At 69.8% G+C, this 19127-nt stretch carries 16 protein-coding genes; 10 read left to right on the forward strand and 6 right to left on the reverse strand.

The window, feature by feature from the left end:
• Positions 1-164 precede the first annotated feature (164 nt).
• A complete protein-coding gene (locus ABIB29_RS01475) occupies positions 165-1250 on the forward strand; it encodes an inositol-3-phosphate synthase (protein ID WP_354169415.1) in 1086 nt (361 codons plus the stop codon).
• Positions 1251-1483: 233 nt separating this feature from the next.
• Here ABIB29_RS01475 and ABIB29_RS01480 read toward each other — a convergent pair whose 3' ends face one another.
• From ABIB29_RS01480 to mshA, 3 genes are all read right to left on the reverse strand, one after another.
• On the reverse strand, positions 1484-2200 hold the full coding sequence (locus tag ABIB29_RS01480; protein WP_354169417.1) for an endonuclease domain-containing protein: 717 nt from the start codon (positions 2198-2200) through the stop codon (positions 1484-1486).
• A gap of 499 nt (positions 2201-2699) precedes the next feature.
• Positions 2700-4490: a formate--tetrahydrofolate ligase gene (locus ABIB29_RS01485; protein ID WP_354169419.1), complete on the reverse strand. Its 1791-nt coding sequence runs from the start codon at positions 4488-4490 to the stop codon at positions 2700-2702.
• 58 nt (positions 4491-4548) lie between these two features.
• Positions 4549-5835: a D-inositol-3-phosphate glycosyltransferase gene (gene mshA, locus ABIB29_RS01490; RefSeq protein WP_354169420.1), complete on the reverse strand. Its 1287-nt coding sequence runs from the start codon at positions 5833-5835 to the stop codon at positions 4549-4551.
• Positions 5836-6016: 181 nt separating this feature from the next.
• Here mshA and ABIB29_RS01495 point away from each other — a divergent pair, with 181 nt between their 5' ends.
• On the forward strand, positions 6017-6562 hold the full coding sequence (locus ABIB29_RS01495) for a GNAT family N-acetyltransferase (protein ID WP_502915531.1): 546 nt from the start codon (positions 6017-6019) through the stop codon (positions 6560-6562).
• Positions 6563-6573: 11 nt separating this feature from the next.
• Here the strand turns inward: ABIB29_RS01495 and ABIB29_RS01500 are convergent, their stop codons facing one another.
• Positions 6574-7995: a family 4 glycosyl hydrolase gene (locus ABIB29_RS01500; RefSeq protein ID WP_354169423.1), complete on the reverse strand. Its 1422-nt coding sequence runs from the start codon at positions 7993-7995 to the stop codon at positions 6574-6576.
• An 83-nt stretch (positions 7996-8078) separates the two neighbouring features.
• On the opposite strand from ABIB29_RS01500, the gene ABIB29_RS01505 reads away from it, so the two are divergent.
• From ABIB29_RS01505 to tsaD, 6 genes are all read left to right on the forward strand, one after another.
• The gene (locus ABIB29_RS01505) at positions 8079-9170 is read left to right on the forward strand and encodes a carbohydrate kinase family protein (protein WP_354169424.1); all 1092 of its coding nucleotides are present in this window, start codon (positions 8079-8081) and stop codon (positions 9168-9170) included.
• 391 nt (positions 9171-9561) lie between these two features.
• A complete protein-coding gene (gene alr / locus ABIB29_RS01510; protein ID WP_354169426.1) occupies positions 9562-10782 on the forward strand; it encodes an alanine racemase in 1221 nt (406 codons plus the stop codon).
• A complete protein-coding gene (gene tsaE, locus ABIB29_RS01515; RefSeq protein WP_354169428.1) occupies positions 10779-11417 on the forward strand; it encodes a tRNA (adenosine(37)-N6)-threonylcarbamoyltransferase complex ATPase subunit type 1 TsaE in 639 nt (212 codons plus the stop codon). Before alr ends, tsaE begins: the two co-directional genes overlap by 4 nt.
• On the forward strand, positions 11417-12088 hold the full coding sequence (tsaB, locus tag ABIB29_RS01520) for a tRNA (adenosine(37)-N6)-threonylcarbamoyltransferase complex dimerization subunit type 1 TsaB (RefSeq protein ID WP_354169429.1): 672 nt from the start codon (positions 11417-11419) through the stop codon (positions 12086-12088). The genes tsaE and tsaB overlap by 1 nt, the downstream gene beginning before the upstream one ends.
• Before the next feature lie 125 nt (positions 12089-12213).
• Positions 12214-12690 (forward strand): ribosomal protein S18-alanine N-acetyltransferase, encoded by a 477-nt coding sequence (gene rimI, locus ABIB29_RS01525; RefSeq protein ID WP_354170259.1) that lies wholly within the window; start codon positions 12214-12216, stop codon positions 12688-12690.
• On the forward strand, positions 12687-13784 hold the full coding sequence (gene tsaD, locus ABIB29_RS01530; RefSeq protein WP_354169431.1) for a tRNA (adenosine(37)-N6)-threonylcarbamoyltransferase complex transferase subunit TsaD: 1098 nt from the start codon (positions 12687-12689) through the stop codon (positions 13782-13784). The genes rimI and tsaD overlap by 4 nt, the downstream gene beginning before the upstream one ends.
• A gap of 52 nt (positions 13785-13836) precedes the next feature.
• Here tsaD and ABIB29_RS01535 read toward each other — a convergent pair whose 3' ends face one another.
• Positions 13837-14988: a glutamate--cysteine ligase gene (locus ABIB29_RS01535; protein WP_354169433.1), complete on the reverse strand. Its 1152-nt coding sequence runs from the start codon at positions 14986-14988 to the stop codon at positions 13837-13839.
• A 463-nt stretch (positions 14989-15451) separates the two neighbouring features.
• On the opposite strand from ABIB29_RS01535, the gene ABIB29_RS01540 reads away from it, so the two are divergent.
• Together ABIB29_RS01540 and ABIB29_RS01545 are read left to right on the forward strand one after the other, a co-directional pair.
• On the forward strand, positions 15452-16897 hold the full coding sequence (locus ABIB29_RS01540; RefSeq protein WP_354169435.1) for a glycoside hydrolase family 3 N-terminal domain-containing protein: 1446 nt from the start codon (positions 15452-15454) through the stop codon (positions 16895-16897).
• A gap of 71 nt (positions 16898-16968) precedes the next feature.
• Positions 16969-17799 carry a shikimate 5-dehydrogenase gene (locus tag ABIB29_RS01545; protein WP_354169436.1) on the forward strand — a complete coding sequence of 277 codons (831 nt, stop codon included), beginning with the start codon at positions 16969-16971 and terminating at the stop codon, positions 17797-17799.
• A gap of 34 nt (positions 17800-17833) precedes the next feature.
• On the opposite strand, the gene ABIB29_RS01550 is transcribed toward ABIB29_RS01545, so the two are convergent.
• Entirely contained in the window at positions 17834-19099 is a 1266-nt protein-coding gene (locus ABIB29_RS01550) for a THUMP-like domain-containing protein (RefSeq protein WP_354169438.1), read from the reverse strand.
• Positions 19100-19127 lie beyond the last annotated feature (28 nt).

Genomic DNA, 19127 nt, shown 5'->3' on the forward strand with positions numbered 1-19127 from the left:
CTGCCCTGATCGTCATACAGGCGGTGCGGCGGCCGGGAACAACTCAGGTCGCCGCGCCGTTGACTAGAATGCTAAGGGCGCCGTATGGCGCCGTGCCCGCTGCCGCCGTCGTGCATCAGAGTACTTCCGCGCCGGGCACATGAAGTTGTCCCCAAAGGAGTTCCGTGTCTTCACATCCGATTCGTGTTGCAATCGTCGGCGTAGGTAACTGTGCCACCTCGCTGGTCCAGGGCGTCGAGTACTACCGGGAGGCCGACCCCAAGGCCACGATTCCGGGGCTGATGCATGTGGAGTTCGGCAAGTACCACGTCAATGACGTCGAATTCGTTGCCGCCTTCGACGTCGACGGCAAGAAGGTGGGCCTGGATCTCGCCGACGCCATCCTGGCCAGCGAAAACAACACCATCAAGATCGCCGACGTCCCGCCGACCGGTGTGACCGTCCAGCGCGGCCCGACCCTCGACGGGCTCGGCAAGTACTACCTCGAGACCATCGAGCAGTCCTCGGAGGAGCCGGTTGACGTCGTCCAGGCCCTCAAGGACGCCAAGGTCGACGTGATGGTCTGCTACCTGCCGGTCGGGTCGCAGGAAGCCGCGGAGTTCTATGCCCAGTGCGCGATCGACGCCGGTGTTGGCTTCGTCAACGCCCTGCCGGTCTTCATCGCCGGCACCAAGGCCTGGGCGGACAAGTTCACCGCCGCCGGTGTCCCGATCGTTGGCGATGACATCAAGAGCCAGATCGGTGCCACCATCACGCACCGCGTCATGGCCAAGCTGTTCGAGGACCGCGGTGTCACCCTGGACCGCACCTACCAGCTGAACGTCGGCGGCAACATGGACTTCAAGAACATGCTGGAGCGCGACCGCCTCGAGTCCAAGAAGATCTCCAAGACGCAGGCCGTCACGTCCAACGTGGAAGCCGAACTGGCCGCCAAGGACGTGCACATCGGCCCGTCGGACTACGTCCAGTGGCTCGATGACCGCAAATGGGCCTTCGTCCGCCTCGAGGGCCGGAACTTCGGCGACGCCCCGGTGTCGCTCGAATACAAGCTGGAGGTCTGGGACTCGCCCAACTCCGCCGGCGTGATCATCGACGCCATCCGCGCCGCCAAGATCGGCCTGGACCGCGGCATCGGCGGCCCGCTGCTGTCCGCCTCGAGCTACTTCATGAAGTCGCCGCCGGAGCAGTTCAACGACGACCTCGCCCGTGACAAGGTCGAGGCCTTCATCCGCGGGGACCTGGAGCGCTAAACTTCCTCCTCTTCCCCTGGGACGCTCCCGCAGCTTTGGTGCGATCCAACCCGACGCTCCCGCACCTTTGGTGCGGGAGCGTCGTGCGTCCGGGGTGACGCTCCCTCACGTCTGGTCAGTGTGGGCCGGATCCTCCCTCACGTCTGGTCAGTATGGGCCGGATCCTCTCTCACGTCTGGTCAGTATGGGCCGGATCCTCTCTCACTTAGAGCAGGCCTCTCCGAATCGCTCCCTCAGACTTGGCCGGAAAAGCCGGCAACAGCCGACGGGCTGATGTGCGCGGTGCGGAGGATTCGCTTGATCCTGACGGTTGCGCCGGCGAAGCCGTCAGCCAGATCGTCTTTTGTCAGGACGAGTACCGTCCATCCCGCCGACTCGAAAGCCTTGTCCCGTCGGCGGTCGCTGAATATCTGGGCCGGGAGCAGATGGTGGCCGCCGTCGTACTGGAAGGCGAGCCGCCGACGGCGATACCCAAGATCCGCCGTCGGGGAACCCGGGCTCTCTGGGCGGAGCGGGAGCTGCAGCTCCGGCTCCGGGAGACCGGCGTCGCACATTGCCAGCCGGAGCAGTGTTTCCGGGCCTGAGTCGGATCCCACTCGCATCAATTCCAGGGCAGCGCGGGCACGGACGATACCCTGCAGATTCGGATGGCGGCTCACCATCGACCGCAGCCCATCGACGGTCGTGAAGGGCTCGCGCCGTCCCTCCAGACCGAACCGGGGAATCCGAACGAGCTCGTCGCCCATGCAGACCAATTCGGAAAGGCTCAACCGCCGGGCGAGATCGAGCCACGTGCGGGGACGTGCGCTGATCCGGATGCCGTCCATAGTTTCGACCTCGTCATCCAGCGCCAGCACTGTGTGCCCGACGACGCCCTTGCGCCGGACCTCGGGCAGTGCCCGCGGCTTGCTCAGGTGCAGCTCCTCAGAGTCCGAGAGCCACGGAGGCAAGAGCTGACACCGAAGCCTGGCGGCCGTGACGTGCGAGATCCAGGCCCCGGGCGACGCCACGGACAGTAAACGAGCCGCCGCCTCCAACTCGAAGTTCCATTCCATGGGCCGGTAGAGACCTCGGCTGATATGACTGATGTCGGACTGCCGGAGCCTGGTTCTCGGAACTCCCAGGGACCTGGCGTGGGCGATGGTGAAGGGTGCTGCGCCGAGTGGACCAGGAAGCTCCGTTCGCGATCTCATGCTGGCATTGTGAACCTATTCAAGCAGGCTCGCAGAAGTTATCCACAGATGCCCCGGATCGGCCCGTAGCGGCACGCTCGCGTTTCCGGCGCTGCCGGCACGAGCGCGACGCCGGATGTGAGGGAGGGTCCGTTTGGGGGACGCCGGATGTGAGGGAGGGTCGGTTTGGGGGACGCCGGATGTGAGGGAGGGTCCGTTTGGGGGACGCCGGATGTGAGGGAGGATCGGTTGGGGGACGCCGGATGTGAGGGAGGGGTTAGAAGAGGCCGACGGGATTGCCGTCGGCGTCGACGTCCATGCGCATCGCGGCCGGGACCTTGGGGAGCCCCGGCATGGTCATGACGGCGCCGGTGAGGGCCACGATGAAGCCGGCGCCGGTCTTGGGAATGAGGTCGCGGACGTGCACGGTGAAACCCTTCGGGGCGCCAAGCCTGCTCGCGTCGTCACTGAAGGAATACTGGGTTTTCGCCATGCAGACCGGGAAACCGGACCAGCCGTTCTTCTCGATCTCCGCGAGCCGCTTGAGCGCCGGGACGGAGAAATCCACGCCGTCGGCGCCGTAGATCTCCTGGACGATCGTCCGGATCTTGTCCTCCACTGACATCTCCAGCGGGTACAGGTGCCGGAAGATGTGCGGCGCGTCGATGGCCGCGGCGACCTTGGCCGCGAGTTCGTCGCCGCCGTCGCCGCCGCCTCCGCGGCCCCAGACATCGGCCACGGCCGCCTGGACGCCCTCCGCGGCGCACCATTCCAGCAGCCAGTCCAGCTCCTCGCGGGTGTCGGTGGCGAACTTGTTGATCGCCACGACCGGCGTAATGCCGAACTTCTCCACGTTCCGCACATGCCGCTGAAGATTGACGACGCCGGCAGCCAGCGCCTCCACGTTGGGCTCCTTGAGCTGGTCCTTGGGGAGGCCGCCGTGCATCTTCAGGGCCCGGACGGTCGCCACGATCACGACGGCGGACGGGGCCACGTCGGCGACGCGGGCCTTGATGTCCATGTACTTTTCCGCGCCCAGGTCCGCGCCGAAGCCGGCTTCGGTGACGACGATGTCCGCCAGGCTGCGGGCGGTCTGGGTGGCGATCAGGGAATTGCAGCCGTGGGCGATGTTGGCGAACGGTCCGCCGTGGACCAGGGCCGGGGTCCCGGCGATGGTCTGCACCAGGTTCGGCTTGATGGCGTCCTTGAGCAGCATGGTCAGGGCGCCCTGGACCCCGAGCTGGGCGACCGTGACCGGCTGCCGGTCGTAGGTGTAGCCGAAGGTGATCCGGCCCAGGCGTTCCCGGAGGTCGGCGAGGTCCGTGGCGAGGCAGAACACGGCCATGATCTCGGAGGCCACGGTGATGTCGAAGCCGTCCTGCCGCGGGATGCCCTGCGTCGGGCCGCCGAGGCCGATCACGACTTCGCGCAGCGAGCGGTCGTTCATGTCCAGCACCCGTTTGAACGTCATCCGGCGCGGGTCGATGTTCAGCTCGTTGCCCTGGTAGATGTGGTTGTCCACGAGAGCCATGAGGGCGTTGTTCGCCGAGGTGACGGCGTGGAAATCGCCGGTGAAGTGCAGGTTGATCTCGTCCATCGGCAGCACCTGGGAGTAACCGCCGCCCGTGGCGCCGCCCTTCATGCCCAGGATCGGCCCGAGCGAGGGTTCGCGCAGCGCGATCATCACCTTGTGGCCGGCGCGGGCCAGGGAATCCGCCAGACCCACCGTCGTGGTGGACTTGCCTTCACCGGCGGGGGTAGGGGACATCGCGGACACCAGCACCACCTTGCCGGGCGCGCGGGACGCACCGCCGTGCAGTGGGCCGGCGAGCTTGGCAGGATCGATTTTCGCCTTGTAGCGGCCGTGGAAGTCCAGCGCCTCGGCGTTGATCCCGGCCGCCGCGGCAATCTCCTCGATGGGCCGCATTGTGGCCCGCTGCGCGATCTCCAGGTCACTCAACGCGGCGGCCCCGGCAGCGCCCGCGGTCCCCGCGGACGCGGCCGGCTCGCCGCCTGTAGCGCCCGCGGGTGCGGTGGCGGCTGATCCGGGAGTCGTGGTTTCAGACATCGTTGTCCTTTGGCTCGTGGCGTCGGTGGGTGTTCCGGCCAGTGGGTTCAGGCCGCTGTTACCGGCCTATGGTTCCGGGTGAGGGCGTGTGGCCCACCGGAATGGTCAGGTTTCCAAAATACTGGCTCAAAGCGGTGTGGTAGCTCTCCAGCGTGATGGCGGCGGTGCGTTGCCAGCCGAATTCCTGCGCGTGCAGGGAGGCGGCGCGGCCCATGTCCTCGCGGGTCGCGGGGTCGTCGTGCAGGGCTTCCAGGACGTCGGCCCAGTCTGCGGCCTTGTGGCCCTCCACGAGCATCCCGGTCCGGCCGTCGAAGATGGCACGGGACAGTCCGCCGACCTTGGTGGCGACCACCGGCGTCCCGCAGGCCTGGGCCTCCAGCGCCACGAGACCGAACGATTCGCTGTAGGACGGCATCACCACGACGTCGGCTGACCGGTACCAGCCGGCCAGCTTCGGTGCGCTGACCGGCGGATGGTGGGTGACGACGTCGTCCATTCCGGCAGCGGTGATCAGCGACTTCAGGTCGAAGTCCTTGGCCCCGCTGACCGCGCCGACGATGGTCAGCTGAAGGTCGATGTCCGGACGCCGGGCCCGGAGCAGGGCGGCGGCCTTGACCAGGATCTGCGGCCCCTTGAGACGCTGGATCCGGCCGGCGAACAGCAGGTGGAAGCGGCCCGGCGGCACCCCGTGCGCGGCCCGGGCCCGGCTGCGGAACGCCGGCGTGAAGATGTCCAGATCGACGCCCGGCGGGGCCACATCGATGTGGTCGTTGTCTGCGTTGTAGTGCGAGACCAGTTCCGCCGCTTCGGTGCCCGTGTTGGCGATCAGCCGGGTGGCGCCGTCGACAATCCGCTGCTCACCGTCCTCGCGCCGGCGCGGCTCGGGCTGCTCGCCGGAGACCAGCAGCAGGTTCTTCACCTTGGCCATGGTGTGCATGGTGTGCACGAGCGGCAGTCCCCACAGGCTGGCGAGCTCAAGTCCGGCCACCCCGGACACCCAGTAGTGCGAATGGATCACGTCGTAGCGGCCGTGCGGCTGGAGCTGCCGGATGCGGTCGATTTCGGCGACCATGCTGTGCAGCAGTTCGGGAAGTTCTTCCTTGGGCAGCTTCCGGGCCGGGCCAGCCATGACGTTATGCACGCAGACCCCGGGGGAGGGGTGCTCGACGGCGGCCTGGCCCGCGGAAGTGGACCGGGTAAAGATCTCCACCTCGACGCCGGTTTCGGCGAGTGCCGCGGCGAGCGCGCGGATATACACGTTCATACCCCCGGCGTCGCCGGAGCCGGGCTGCTCCATCGGCGAGGTGTGCAGGGAAAGGAAAGCCACACGGCGGATCAGCGACATACTTTTCCCTTCCTCCCTGGAACTATTCCCTCGAACTCTCCCGGCCCGGTGGACATCCCCCTGTGGGCACGCCCTGGTCAACACGCCGGAACTGCATTTCGATAAAACACTACTCCTGAAAATCCCGCGGGTTCATAGGCCGGTGGGCGGCGCCGGTCACAGGGCCGGGCATGCTGCTAACGTGACGGCTGTGAGCACAAGCGAAGAGACCGATTCCACCGCCCCGGGATGGGCTATCCGCCCGGCCACCGGCGCGGACTGGCCGGCGATCTGGGAGATCCTCGAACCCGTGATCAGGGCCGGGGAGACCTTCACCTGGGACCGGGACAGCACCGAGCACCAGGCCCGCGAACGGTGGTTCAAACAGCCCCCGGGCCACACCTTCGTCGCCGCGGGCCGGGGGGAGCTCGACGGCGTTATCCTGGGCACCGGCGAGCTGCACGCGAACCAGGGCGGCGGCGGGAGCCACGTCGCCAATGCCGGGTTCATGGTCCACCCGGCGCACGGGGGCAAGGGGGTGGCGCGCGGGCTGTGCGCCTACTCGCTCGACGCGGCGCGGGCGGCCGGATTCCGTGCCATGCAGTTCAACGCCGTCGTGGAAAGCAATGTCCGGGCCGTGGCCGCCTGGCAGTCCCTGGGCTTCGAGGTGCTGGCCACGATCCCGGACGCATTCCTGCACCCGCGGCTGGGCTACGTGGGCCTGCACCTGATGTACCGCAGGCTGTAGCGCCCGGGGACTCAGGGCTCCCCGCGCCAGAGTCCCTGCAGTTCCGGGAACGCGTCCTCGTACCCGGCCAGCAGTTTGGCCGCGAGGTCCGCGGAGCCGACCAGCGGGTGTCCGGCGAACGCCGCGAGGGCCGCTGCCCGACGGCCGGGCCCGGTCGACCCCGCGTCCCGGCTGGTGGCCGCCACGACCAGCCGTTCGACGTCCTTGACCTGCCGGAGCAGTGCCAGCTGGGCCGGGGCCGGTCGCTCCTGCGCCAGCGGCACCACGCCGTCGGGCGTCACCCGGCAGGGCACCTCGACGACGGCGTCCGCGGGCAGCCCCGGAATCGCCGGCGCCGCGGCGCGCCCGCGGGCGTCGCCGGTGGTGTTCGGGGTGTTCAGGATCAGCTCCGCTGCGCCGCCGCCGGAGAGGGCGCGCATCACCGCGAGGGCGACGCGTTCGTAACCGCCGCCGGCCAGGTCCGTCTCATCCCGGCGCTCGCCGGCGGGACGTGCCTCGGCGAGATAGCCCTCTTCGCGGGAACGGCGCGCGGAGTCCCACAACCCGTAGGCCTCCCGGCCGGCCGCCGCGAGCCGCGGATAGAGCTCGGACTGCTGCCGGTCGATGGACTCGCCGCGGGTGGTGGGGGAGGACCGGATGCCGGCCAGGGCGCGTTCGGTCTCGTAGTAGTAGTACAGGTATTCGTTGGGCAGGCACCCCAGCCCGGCCAGGAACGGCTGCGGAAACAGGCGTCCTTCCTCGAAACCGGCCAGGGCGTCCGCGTTGGCCAGCAGCCCGGGCAGTGCGTCGCGGCCGCCGGACGCCAAGCGGTACAGCCAGCCGAGGTGGTTCAGGCCGTAGTAGCCCACGCCGTCGAGCCTTCCCTCGGGCAGTGCGACGCCGGCGGCCCGCGCCGCCCGGTGCACCAGTCCGCTGGCCGAATCGCAGATGCCCACCACTTTGCCGCCGAGCACCGGAACCAGGGCTTCGGTGACCATGCCGGCCGGGTTCGTGAAGTTCAGCAGCCATGCGTCCGGGCAGTGCTGCCGCATCTGGGCGGCGAGGTCCAGCATGCGGGGGATGGACCGCAACGCATAGGAGATGCCGCCGGCTCCCGTGGTTTCCTGGCCCAGGAGTCCAAGGTCCAGGGCCACCCGCTCGTCGGCGGTGCGGCCGGCTGTCCCGCCGGGGCGGATCGCGGCAAACACCAGGTCCGTGCCGGGCAGCGCCTCGGCCAGGGAAGTGGTGGCGCGGATTGCGGGAAAGTTGGCGGCGGCGCCGGGCGGGTGCTGCCCCGCGAGCGAGGCCAGGACCGCGTTGATGGCGGCGAGCCGGCCGGGATCGACGTCGTACAGCACCAGTTCCCGGACGAGCCCGGCGAAGGGGCCCGCGCAGAGCGCCCGGTAGACCAGCGGTACCCGGAATCCGCCGCCCCCGGCAATCATCAGCCGCATGTCGACAGTCTATGCACAACGGCACGTTCCGGGCCCCCGCGGACGCCTTTCCTGCGGTACCCGGACGGCGTACTGTGCATTACATGGACGCGATACCGACGCGGCGCTTTGACCCTCTTTCCTCCGTCCGGATCCCGGCGGCGGAGGGCTTCGATCTGCTGCTGACCGGGACCGTTTTCCAGGACATCATCTTCACCGGACTGCCGCACGCGCCCGTCGCCGGAACCGAGATCTGGAGCGACGGGATGGGCAGCTGCCCCGGTGGTGTGGCCAACCAGGCCATCGCCGCGGCCCGGCTGGGCCTGCGGACCGGGCTGGCGGCAGCGTTCGGTGATGACGGCTACGGCGACTACAACTGGAAAATCCTGGCCGGACAGGAACACGTGGACCTGTCGCTCTCCCGGAAGATCGCCGGCTGGCACTCCCCGGTCACGGTGTCCCTCAGCGTGGACCACGACCGGTCCATGGTGACGCACGGCCACCCGGCACCGGTGACCTCCAGCGAACTGGTCGGCTGCCCGCCGCCGGCGCTCGCCGCCGTCGCAGAGCTCGGTGAGCAGCTGGAACCGTGGGCGCTCGACGCGCACAAGGCCGGGGTCCGGCTGTTCGGCGACGTCGGCTGGGATCCCACAGGAGCCTGGTCCTCCGCACGGCTGGACAACCTGCAGTACTTCCACGCCTTTATGCCGAACCAGCACGAGGCGATGGCTTTCACCGGCCACGACAACCCGTGGGCGGCGCTCTACGCCCTGGCGGACAAGGTGCCGGTCGCCGTCGTGACGCTCGGGCCCCAGGGGTCCATGGCTGTGGACTCGGAAACGGGCGAGGAGGAGTGGGTGCCGTCGCTGCCGGTGCCCGCCTTCGATCCGACCGGCGCGGGGGACTGCTTCGGCGCAGCCTTTATCGTCGGCTGCCTCGCGGGCTGGCCGCTCGGGGACCGGCTGCGGTTCGCAAATCTCTGCGCCGCCCTGGCCGTCCAGGAGGTCGGCGGCTCGCTGGCCGCACCCGGCTGGGGGGACATCGCCGACTGGTGGCAGCGGGCCAACGCCCGGAAGGAACGCCAGAGCAGCCAGTGGCTCCGGCGCTACCGCTTCCTCGAGGACATCGTCCGGGACGTGCCGCAGGAAGCGCAACGGCGGGCGACGGCGACCATCGCGCACCTTTCGGACGCGTAGACGCGCCTCCTCCCCACTGGACATGCCCTCCGTGCGGGCGCAGGAGTGGACATGATGCCATTGTGCCCAGTGGCGGGCGTGAGGACTGGGCATGTCCCGCGGGAGGGTTCGGGTCCGGGAACGTGTGGCCACTGGACATGCCCTCCGTGGGGGCCCAGGGATGGACATGATGCCATTGTGCCCAGTGGCGGGCGTGAGGACTGGGCATGTCCCGCGGGAGGGGTTGGGCCCGGGAACGTGTGGCCACTGGACATGTCCTCCGTGCGGGCACAGGGACGGACATGATGCCATTGTGCCCAGTGGCGGGCGTGAGGACTGGGCATGTCCCCCGGGGGAGGCTGCCACGGGCCCTGAATTAAGCCGGATGCGCAGCCACCCCTAGAATCGTTAAGTGACTTACCCAGCAGCAACAGGTGACTTCCGGCCCATTCCGGAGGCTCCGCCGGCCTACGCCGAGGAGCGCTCGGCAATAATCGACCTCGAAGCCATCCGGCACAATGTCCGCCGCGTGGCGGCCGTGGCATCACCGGCCCAGGTGATGGCGGTGGTCAAGGCCGACGCCTACGGCCACGGCGCCGTCCCCGTCGCCCGGGCCGCGCTCGGCGCCGGCGCCAACTGGCTGGGAACCGCCCACATTTCCGAGGCCCTGGCCCTGCGGGCCGCCGGCATCGAGGCACCCCTGCTGGCCTGGCTGCACACCCCGGAGAGCAACTTCGCCGCCGCCGTGGCTGCCGGGATCGATATCGGGTGCTCGGGCTGGGAGCTGGAACGCATTGTTGCGGCCGCCCGCGAGCAGGAACGGCCGGCCCGCGTGCACCTCAAGGTCGACACCGGTCTGGGCCGCAACGGCGCGACCCTGGATGCCTGGGACAGCCTCGTGGGCGAAGCCATGGACTACCAGGACCAGGGCCTGCTGCGCGTGGTGGGCATCTTCTCCCACCTGGCCGTCGCCGACGAACCCGAGCGCCCGGAAACCGATGACCAGCTGGCGGCCTTCCGCGAAGCCCTCGCCATCGCCCAGGACGCCGGCGTGGACCCCGAGGTGCGGCACCTCGCCAACACCCCGGCCACCTTGTCCCGGCCTGACACCCACTTTGACCTGGTCCGCGTGGGGCTGGGCCTGTACGGACTCTCGCCGTTCGAGGGGCAGAGCTCGGCAGAGCTGGGCCTGCGCCCCGCCATGACGGTCCGCACCGTCGTCTCGCACTGCAAGGATGTGCCGGCCGGCCAGGGCGTCTCCTACGGGCTGAACTACCGCACCGGCGGCGCCAGCACGCTGGGGCTGATCCCGCTCGGCTACGCCGACGGCGTCCCCCGCATCGCCACCGGAGGACCGGTCCGGGTCGAGGGCGTGAACTACCCGGTAGTGGGGCGCATCGCGATGGACCAGATGGTGATCGACCTGGGCCCGCTCAACGTTTCGGCCGGCGGCCGCAGCGTCCTCGGTGCCGAAGCCGTGCTGTTTGGCAACGGCGACGACGGCGGGCCCACCGCCGAGGACTGGGCCCGGGCGGCGGGCACCAACAACTACGAGATCGTGACGCGGATCAGTCCCCGGGTGCCGCGCCGCTACGTCAATGAAGAGCCTTCCAGCGGCGAGCAGCGGCCGTGAGCGCGGCGGCCTGGGAACGGACCCTGCGCGTCGGGACCGCCGACGAAACGCACGCCCTCGCGGCGGTCCTGGGCCCCCAGCTCCAAGCCGGTGACCTGCTGGTCCTCACCGGCGAGCTGGGGGCGGGCAAGACCACCTTCACCCAGGGCCTCGGCGAGGGCCTGGGGGTCCGGTCCGGCGTCATCTCGCCGACGTTCGTGCTGGTCCGCATCCACCCGAACCTGCCCGATGGTCCGCGCCCGGGCGGCCCGGACCTGGTGCATGTTGACGCCTACCGGCTGGGGTCGGCCTCGGAAATCGACGATATCGACCTGGAAAACACGATGGACAGCGCCGTGACCGTGGTGGAGTGGGGCCGCGGCCGGGTGGAGCACCTGAGCGAGAGCCGCCTCGAAGTGGACCTGGTCCGCAGTCTCGGCGGCGCCCAGGCGCCCGCACCTGCCCACTCCCTTGAACCAACCGGACACGCTGAGGTGCTGGATTTTGACACCGACGACGACGACGAACCCCGCACCATCGTGATCCGTGGGTTCGGTCCGCGCTGGGTGGCCCCTCCCGTCCTCACCGCGCCGGCGGCGCCCGCGTCTACCGCTCCCGCGCCACAGCGCCCGCCCCATACCCCGGAAGGGAACTGATGCTGATCCTTGCCATCGACACCTCGGCGGTGGCCAGCGCCGCGCTCGTCTCCGACGACACCCCGGAATCGCTCGTGGGAAGTTTCGCCACCGAAGACACCCGGAGCCACGCCGAGGTGCTGGCGCCGGGAATCGAGGCGCTCCTGGCCGAAGCCGGCCTGAGCGGCGCCGACATCGACGCGGTTGTCACCGGCGTGGGGCCGGGCCCGTTCACCGGCCTGCGCTCGGGGATCGTCACGGCCCGCACCCTCGCGTTCGTCTGGGGCAAACCGCTCTACGGGCTGATGAGCCTGGACGCCATCGCCCTGGAGGTGGCGGAGTCCACCGATGCGGCGCCGGAGTTCATCGTCGCCACGGATGCCCGGCGCAAAGAGGTCTACTGGGCCCGGTATACCCTCAGCAGCGGCCAGTTGCCGCAGCTGCTGGACGGCCCGCACGTCGGTTTTGCCGCGGACCTTCCCGATCTTCCGGTCTACGGCGCCGGCGCCGGCCTGTATGCCGACGTCGTGAAGGCCGTCCCGGAATTCAGTGACCGCCAGCCGGAGGCCCTCTCGCTGGGCCAGTTCGCGCTCGCGCGGCTCGCCGCGGGGGAGCAGCTGCTGGACTCCACCCCGCTCTACCTGCGCGAATCCGACGCGCAGGTCCCCGGCCCGCGGAAGAGGGCGCTGTGAACGCAGAGTCCCTCGGACAGCACGCAGGACAGCACGCAGGACAGGATTCAGCACAGGGCGCGGGTTCGGCCGCAGGACCGGACGCTGCCCCGGGGCGGCTGCCCGGCGGGGTGACCCTGCGGGACATGACCGCCGCGGACATCCCGGCTGTGCACGAGCTGGAGTGCAGGCTGTTCCCGGTGGACGCCTGGCCGCGGCAGATGTTCGACGCCGAGCTGGCACAGGCCGAAACCCGGCGCTACCTCGTGGCCGAGCGTGCCGGGCAGATCGTGGGCTACGCCGGGCTGATGTGCATCGAGCCGATCGCGGACGTCCAGACCATCGCCGTCGTGCCGGAGCAGGAAGGCCAGGGGATCGGTGCGGCGCTGCTGACCGAGCTCATCCGGGAAAGCCGGCTGCGACGTGCCGAGGACGTGCTCCTGGAGGTCCGGGCCGACAACCCCCGCGCCCAGCAGCTCTACCGCCGCTACGGATTCGAACAGATCCACGTCCGGCCCCGCTACTACCGCGACGGCGTCGACGCGCTGATCATGCGGCTCCGGCTCGGCACCCCCGGCACCCCCGTCACCGACACCACACCCAGGGAAGCAGACCGCCCATGAACAGCACCCAGCCCGGCCGGCCGCTGGTCCTAGGCATCGAATCCTCCTGCGACGAGACCGGCGTCGGGATTGTCCGCGGAACGCAGCTGCTGACCAACACCGTGTCCTCCTCCATGGAGGAACACGTCCGGTTTGGCGGCGTGATCCCCGAGATCGCCTCCCGCGCGCACCTGGACGCCTTCGTCCCCACCCTCCGCGAGGCGCTGACCGAGGCCGGCGTGACCCTGGAGGACATCGACGCGATCGCCGTCACGTCCGGTCCCGGGCTCGCGGGCGCATTGATGGTTGGCGTCTGCGCCGCCAAGGCGCTCGCCGTCGCGACGGGCAAACCGCTCTACGCGATCAACCACCTCGTCGCACACGTCGGCGTCGGGCTGCTGCAGACGGACGACGGCGCGCAGCCGGCGAACGCCCTGCCGGAAAACCTGGGCGCCCTGCTGGTCTCCGGCGGGCACACCGAAATCCTGCGGATCCGGAACATCACCGGGGACGTTGAGCTGCTGGGGTCCACAATCGACGACGCCGCCGGCGAGGCCTACGACAAGGTGGCGCGGCTCCTGGGCCTCGGCTATCCGGGCGGCCCGGCCATCGACAAGCTGGCACGCACGGGCAACGCCAAGGCAATCCGCTTCCCGCGCGGACTCAGCCAGCCCAAATACATGGGGACCGCGGAGGAACCCGGCCCGCACCGCTACGACTGGTCCTTCAGCGGACTCAAGACCGCCGTCGCACGCTGTGTGGAGCAATTCGAGGCCCGCGGCGAGACGGTGCCGGTGGCGGACATCGCCGCCGCCTTCCAGGAGGCTGTCGTGGACATCATTACCTCCAAAGCGGTGCTGGCCTGCCGAGAGAACGGCATCACCGAGCTGCTGCTGGGCGGCGGCGTGGCGGCGAACTCACGGCTGCGCCAGCTCACCGAACAGCGCTGCAGCGCCGCCGGCATCCGGCTGACCGTCCCGCCGCTGGCCCTGTGCACGGACAACGGCGCCATGGTCGCGGCGCTCGGCGCCCAGCTGGTGATGGCGGGGATCGCGCCGAGCGGCATCGGCTTCGCACCGGATTCCTCGCTGCCGGTCACCACCGTCTCGGCCTGAGCCGGTCACCACCGTCTCGGCCTGAGCCGGTCCGGCGACACGACGTGCCGGGCTAGGCTTCGGGGCCCTTGCGCATCTGCTGGACCAGGTCCAGGACGACGGCGCGCAGGTCGCCGCCGTGCTCGGCCGCCACGCGCCGCTGCCGCTGGTATCCGGCGCCGCGCTCGATGATCTTCAGGACGTCGGCCAGCTCCGTGACGCAGCCCAGTTTCACTGCGACGGGTTCGAGCCGGGCGACCGTCTCGCGGATGTGATCCGTGACGAGCTGTTCGTTGCCCGCGGCGTCGAGGATGATGATGGCGTCCAGGCCGTAGCGGGCCGCACGCCATTTGTTTTCCTGCACATGCCAGGGCGGCATAGTGGGGATGGTGCCGCCGTTGTCCAGCGTGGTGGAGAACTCGTCGACGAGGCACTGGGTCAGGGCGGCGATGGCGCCGACCTCTTCCAGCGTGGCCAGGCCGTCGCAAATGCGCATCTCGATGGTGCCGAAATGCGGGACGGGCCTGATGTCCCAGCGGATTTCGGAGAGTGAGTCGATCACACCGGTGGTGAACATGTCCTGGGCGTAGGACTCGAAGTCCTCCCAGCTGGCGAACTGGAAGGGTAAACCGGCGGTGGGCAGCTGCTGGAACATCAGCGCACGCTGCGAGGCGTACCCGGTGTCCTCGCCGCCCCAGAACGGGCTGGAGGCTGAGAGTGCCTGGAACTGCGGGAAATAGTTCACCAGGCCGTCCAAGACCGGGAGCACCTTGTCCCGGCTGTCCAGGCCCACATGCACGTGGACGCCGTAGATCACCATCTGGCGGCCCCACCACTGCGTGCGGTCGATGAGCTTGGCGTAACGCGCCTTGTCGGTCACCGGTTGCAGCTGCGGGGGGCTGAAGGGGTGGCTGCCGGCGCAGAACGTCTCGACGCCCATGGGATCGGTGACATCACGGACGGCGGCAAGGGAACTGCTGAGGTCCGCTTTCGCTTCCGCCACGGTATTGCAGATGCCGGTGACCAGCTCCACCGTGTTCAACAGCAACTCCTGCTTGATGTGCGGGTGCTCGTCGTCCTCGTTCAGCTCGGGGTGCCGCGCGGCAACCCCGCGGAGAACCTCATTGGCCACGGACGCCAGTTCCCCGGTTTCCGCGTCCACAAGGGCAAGTTCCCATTCCACACCAAGAGTTGATTGCCTGGATGAAGCGAAGTCAATCTTCATGTGGTCCCTTCATTGTTGTGCTGTCCGTTTCCCTGCCCCGGCCGGCTTTCGTCTTGGGCGGATTTGCCGGACAGTTGGCGAGGCAACGGTGGCTCAAGTCTAGTGCAGGGGTAGCATCGAGCCGGTGGCCAGACTGCAGCGAACACGTGAAAGTGTTCACAAACGACCCCGGAGTGCGGCACTACTGGCGGCAATTCTGGGGCTGGTCCTCGGAACAGCCTCCTGCTCGGAGCCTCCGACGCCGGGCCCTTCGGCAGGCTCTGCGCCCTCCGCGCCCTCCGCGCCTCCCGCACCCACAGCACCGACCGCGCCGGCACCACCGCCGGCGCCCCCGGCGCCACCCTCCGATCCGTCCGCAACGCTGCCGGACGATCCGGCTACCTTCCCCCGCGCAGGGACCCGGCCGCTCGGTTGGGGGCCACAGCAGCGGGACGCGACGGCCGCGGCCAGGGCCGTTGCCGCGATGACCCTCGAGCAGCAGGCCGGGCAGGTCCTGCTGCCGTTTTACCGCGGACTCGACCATGAGGCCCAGGCCGCGGTCATCGAGCGCCTGCACCTGGCCGGATCCATCATCATGGGTGACAACGTCCCGGGAATGCCCGACGGGCGGGTGGACACCACAGCGATGCACGGCGTCGCCAGCCGGCTCCAGGCCGCGGCGCGGGCCGGCGGCCGCAGCTGGCCCGGCCTGATCGGCGTCGACCAGGAAGGCGGTGTGGTGGCACGGCTGCGGGCGCCGCTCACCGAATGGCCCGCCCCGATGAGCTACGGCGCGGCGGGAAGCGGGCCGCTTGCCGCCGAGGCCGGCCAGGCCATGGCCTCCGAACTCGCGGCGCTGGGGTTCAACACCGATTTCGCCCCCACCTCCGACGTCACCATGGGTCCGGCCGATCCGACCATCGGGGCCCGGTCCATGTCCGGCGACGCCGACGCCGCATCCGGCTTCGGGGTCGCGTTTGCCCAGGGGATGCTGGCCGCGGGGCTGCTGCCGGCCGCGAAGCACTTTCCCGGCCACGGCTCGGTCAGCGTCGATTCCCATGCCCGGCTGCCGGTCCAGGGCGCAAGCCTGGACCAGCTCCGGGCCAAGGACCTCAAGCCCTTCCAGGCCGCCATCGACGCCGGCCTGCCGATGGTCATGACCGGCCACATCGCCGTGCCCGCGCTTGAGCCCGGCGTCCCCGCCTCCGTGTCCAAGGCGGCCTATGCCGAACTGCGGCGGATGGGATTCCAGGGTGTGGCCGTTACGGATGCGCTGAACATGGGCGCGGTCAAGGGACGGTACCCCAACGACTCCGCCGCGCCGCTGGCCCTTGCCGCCGGCGCCGACCTGCTGCTGATGCCCGCCAACGTCGACGCGGCCCATGCCGCGATCACCGCCGCCGTCCGCAGAGGTGCCCTGCCGCCCGAACGGCTGGCCGAGGCGGCGCAGCGCGTCGTCACCATGATGACCTGGCGTGCCCGCACGGGCGCGGGGCCCGGAACGGCGCCCGGCAGTGGTAGCGGCCTGTCGCGGGAAGTCTCCGCGGCGGCCATCACCGTGCTGGCGGGACCCTGCCAGGGGCCGATCGTGCCGGCCAGCGTCCGCGTGACGGGCGGCTCGGCCCAGGACCGGGCGCGGTTCATTGCCTCCGCCCGGGACGCCGGCATCAGCATCGGCGCGGGACCGCTCGTCTCGCTGATCGGCGCCTCGGCATCACCGGGTGCGCCGCACACGCCGGCGGATGTGGCGGTGGCGCTCGACGCGCCCTGGCCGCTGGCAGAGTCCACGGCCCCGGCCAGGATCGCACTCTACGGCAGGAGCCAGGGCGCTTTCGACGCGCTCGCCGCCGTGCTGGCCGGACATGCCAGGGCACCCGGAAAGCTTCCGGTCGCGGTCGGCTCCCAGCACCCGGGAACCGGCTGCGCGTAACATCAGGCCGGCGCGGGCCGGTCTGCGTCCGGGAGCGCGGCGGCCCGGCGGGACTGTCGTTTAATGGAGGGGTGCCCATCCTGAATAAAGACATGACCCTCTGCATCTCGCTCTCGGCCCGGCCGAGCAACAACGGGACGCGCTTCCACAACCACCTGTATGACCAGCTTGGCCTGAACTGGATCTACAAGGCTTTTGCCCCCACGGACCTCGGCCAGGCGATCGCCGGCGTGCGCGGCCTCGGAATCCGCGGCTGCGCCGTGTCGATGCCCTACAAGGAGGACGTCATTGCGCTCGTGGATGTGATGGACCCGTCCGCGAAAGCCATCGACTCGGTCAACACGATCGTCAACGACGGCGGCACCCTCACCGCCTACAACACCGACTACACGGCGATCGAGCAGCTGCTGCAACGCAACGCCGTGCCCTCGGCGTACTCGGTGCTGCTGAGGGGCGCCGGCGGCATGGCGAAGGCCACGGCCGCGGCACTGCGCGACGCCGGGTTCCGGGACGTCACCGTGATAGCCCGCAACGAAGAAGCGGGACGGGCGCTCGCCGGGCTCTACGGCTTCGCCTGGCGCGCTGACGTCGATGCCCTGACGGCCGACATGATCATCAACGTCACGCCTATCGGTATGGCAGGGAGTATGGCAGGCGGCTCCGACGCCGAGGCCCTGTCCTTCCCGCAGGAAGCAGTGGACGCCGCAACGGTGGTGTTCGACGTCGTCGCGCTGCCGGCCGAGACCCCGCTGATCAAGGCCGCCCGGGCGGCCGGGAAGACCGTGATCACCGGAGCGGAAGTGGCGACCATCCAGGCGCTCGAGCAGTTTGTGCTGTACACCGGGATCCGGCCCAGCGACGAGCAGGTCCGGGCCGCCGAGGACTTCATGCGGGCCCAGTAGCCCCCGGGGAAGCCGGGACTGCGGCCACCCGGTCCTAGGCCGGTTCCACCGAAACAGCCACCCTTTCCTCCCCGATCCGGGTGAGGACCAGGGTGGCTGTTTTCATGCCCTTGTTCTTGCCGCCGGCCCTGCCGCCGGCCCTGCCTCCGGTCCTCCCTCCGGTCCTCCCTCCCGGGAGGAGTTGCTTGCGCAGTTCCTCCGGAGTGACCGAGGTGCCGCGCTTCTTGATGTCCAGCACTCCGATGCCCTGGTCCTTGACCCAGGCCTTGAGCGCCTTGACGTTGTAGGGCATCACCTCCAGGACCTTGTAGGCCCGGGCAAAGGGGGTGTCCCGCAGTTCCGGGGCGCAGATGTAGGCGATGTGCTCGTCCACGAGGTGCCCGCCCAGCTGGAGCGCGACGTCGGCCACCAGCCCGGCGCGGATGACGGCGCCGTCGGGTTCATAGAGGTATCCCTCGACCGGTCCCACCGGGGCGACCGGGCCGCCGTCGAAGTCCTCGGCGCTGGTGAACTCCGCCGCGCCCGCGGGGCCCAGCAGCAGGGCAGCCCGCCGGATCCCCGGCCGCCGGACCGCGTTGAACCACAACGCGACTTCGGTGACGTCCCCGCCCACCGACACCCACTGGGCTTCGCAGTCCTTGGGCACCGAATCGTGCGGCATGCCGGGGCCCATCTTCACACCCACGGACAGGCCGGCCGCGGCCAGGGATTCGACGAAGGACAGCGGCGGGGAAAAGTCCTCCGGATCCCAGAGCCGCTTCGTGCCCGAGGTGGACGTGGTCCGGCGGGCCGGATCGAGCCAGACGCCGTCCATCCCGTCGAGGGCGACCGTGGTCGCATCGGAGTGGACCACGGTGGCGTTCCGGAACGGGATGAGGTTCATGGTGGCGCAGGCCGCCGTCGTCTCGTCGCTCTCCACCGCCGTGACCTGGATGTCCAGGGAGGCGAACGCCATGGCATCACCGCCGAGGCCGCAGCCAAGATCCGCCACATGCTGCACGCCGGCTTCCGCGAAGCGCTGCGCGTGCCGGGCCGCCACGGTGAGCCGGGTGGCCTGCTCCAGGCCGGCCTGGGTGAAGATCATCTGCCGGGCGAACTCGCCGAACTTGGCCTCGGCTTTGGTCCGCAGCCGCGACTGGGTGAGGGCGGCCGAGACGAGTTCGGGGGAGTGGCCGGCCTTCCGGAGGGAGGCGTTGAGCCGGAACGCCTCGTCCTCCCGGTAGGGCCCCAGCGACGCCAGCAGCTCCCAGCCCTCGGGGTTCAAAAGCGGGGCGATCTGGTCCTGCGGTGCGTCAGCCATGGGATCAAGCCTAGTTCAGCGCGGGGTG

The sequence above is a fragment of the Arthrobacter sp. UYEF36 genome (assembly GCF_040547025.1).
GTDB lineage: Bacteria > Actinomycetota > Actinomycetes > Actinomycetales > Micrococcaceae > Arthrobacter.

Bases quoted from the DNA above. Each gene is read 5' to 3' on its own strand.
- ABIB29_RS01485 (WP_354169419.1), bottom strand. From the start codon at position 4,490: ATGTCTGAAACCACGACTCCCGGATCAGCCGCCACCGCACCCGCGGGC.
- mshA (WP_354169420.1), bottom strand. From the start codon at position 5,835: ATGTCGCTGATCCGCCGTGTGGCTTTCCTTTCCCTGCACACCTCGCCG.
- ABIB29_RS01500 (WP_354169423.1), bottom strand. From the start codon at position 7,995: ATGCGGCTGATGATTGCCGGGGGCGGCGGATTCCGGGTACCGCTGGTC.
- ABIB29_RS01505 (WP_354169424.1), top strand. From the start codon at position 8,079: ATGGACGCGATACCGACGCGGCGCTTTGACCCTCTTTCCTCCGTCCGG.
- tsaB (WP_354169429.1), top strand. From the start codon at position 11,417: ATGCTGATCCTTGCCATCGACACCTCGGCGGTGGCCAGCGCCGCGCTC.
- rimI (WP_354170259.1), top strand. From the start codon at position 12,214: ATGACCGCCGCGGACATCCCGGCTGTGCACGAGCTGGAGTGCAGGCTG.
- tsaD (WP_354169431.1), top strand. From the start codon at position 12,687: ATGAACAGCACCCAGCCCGGCCGGCCGCTGGTCCTAGGCATCGAATCC.
- ABIB29_RS01535 (WP_354169433.1), bottom strand. From the start codon at position 14,988: ATGAAGATTGACTTCGCTTCATCCAGGCAATCAACTCTTGGTGTGGAA.
- ABIB29_RS01540 (WP_354169435.1), top strand. From the start codon at position 15,452: ATGACCCTCGAGCAGCAGGCCGGGCAGGTCCTGCTGCCGTTTTACCGC.
- ABIB29_RS01550 (WP_354169438.1), bottom strand. From the start codon at position 19,099: ATGGCTGACGCACCGCAGGACCAGATCGCCCCGCTTTTGAACCCCGAG.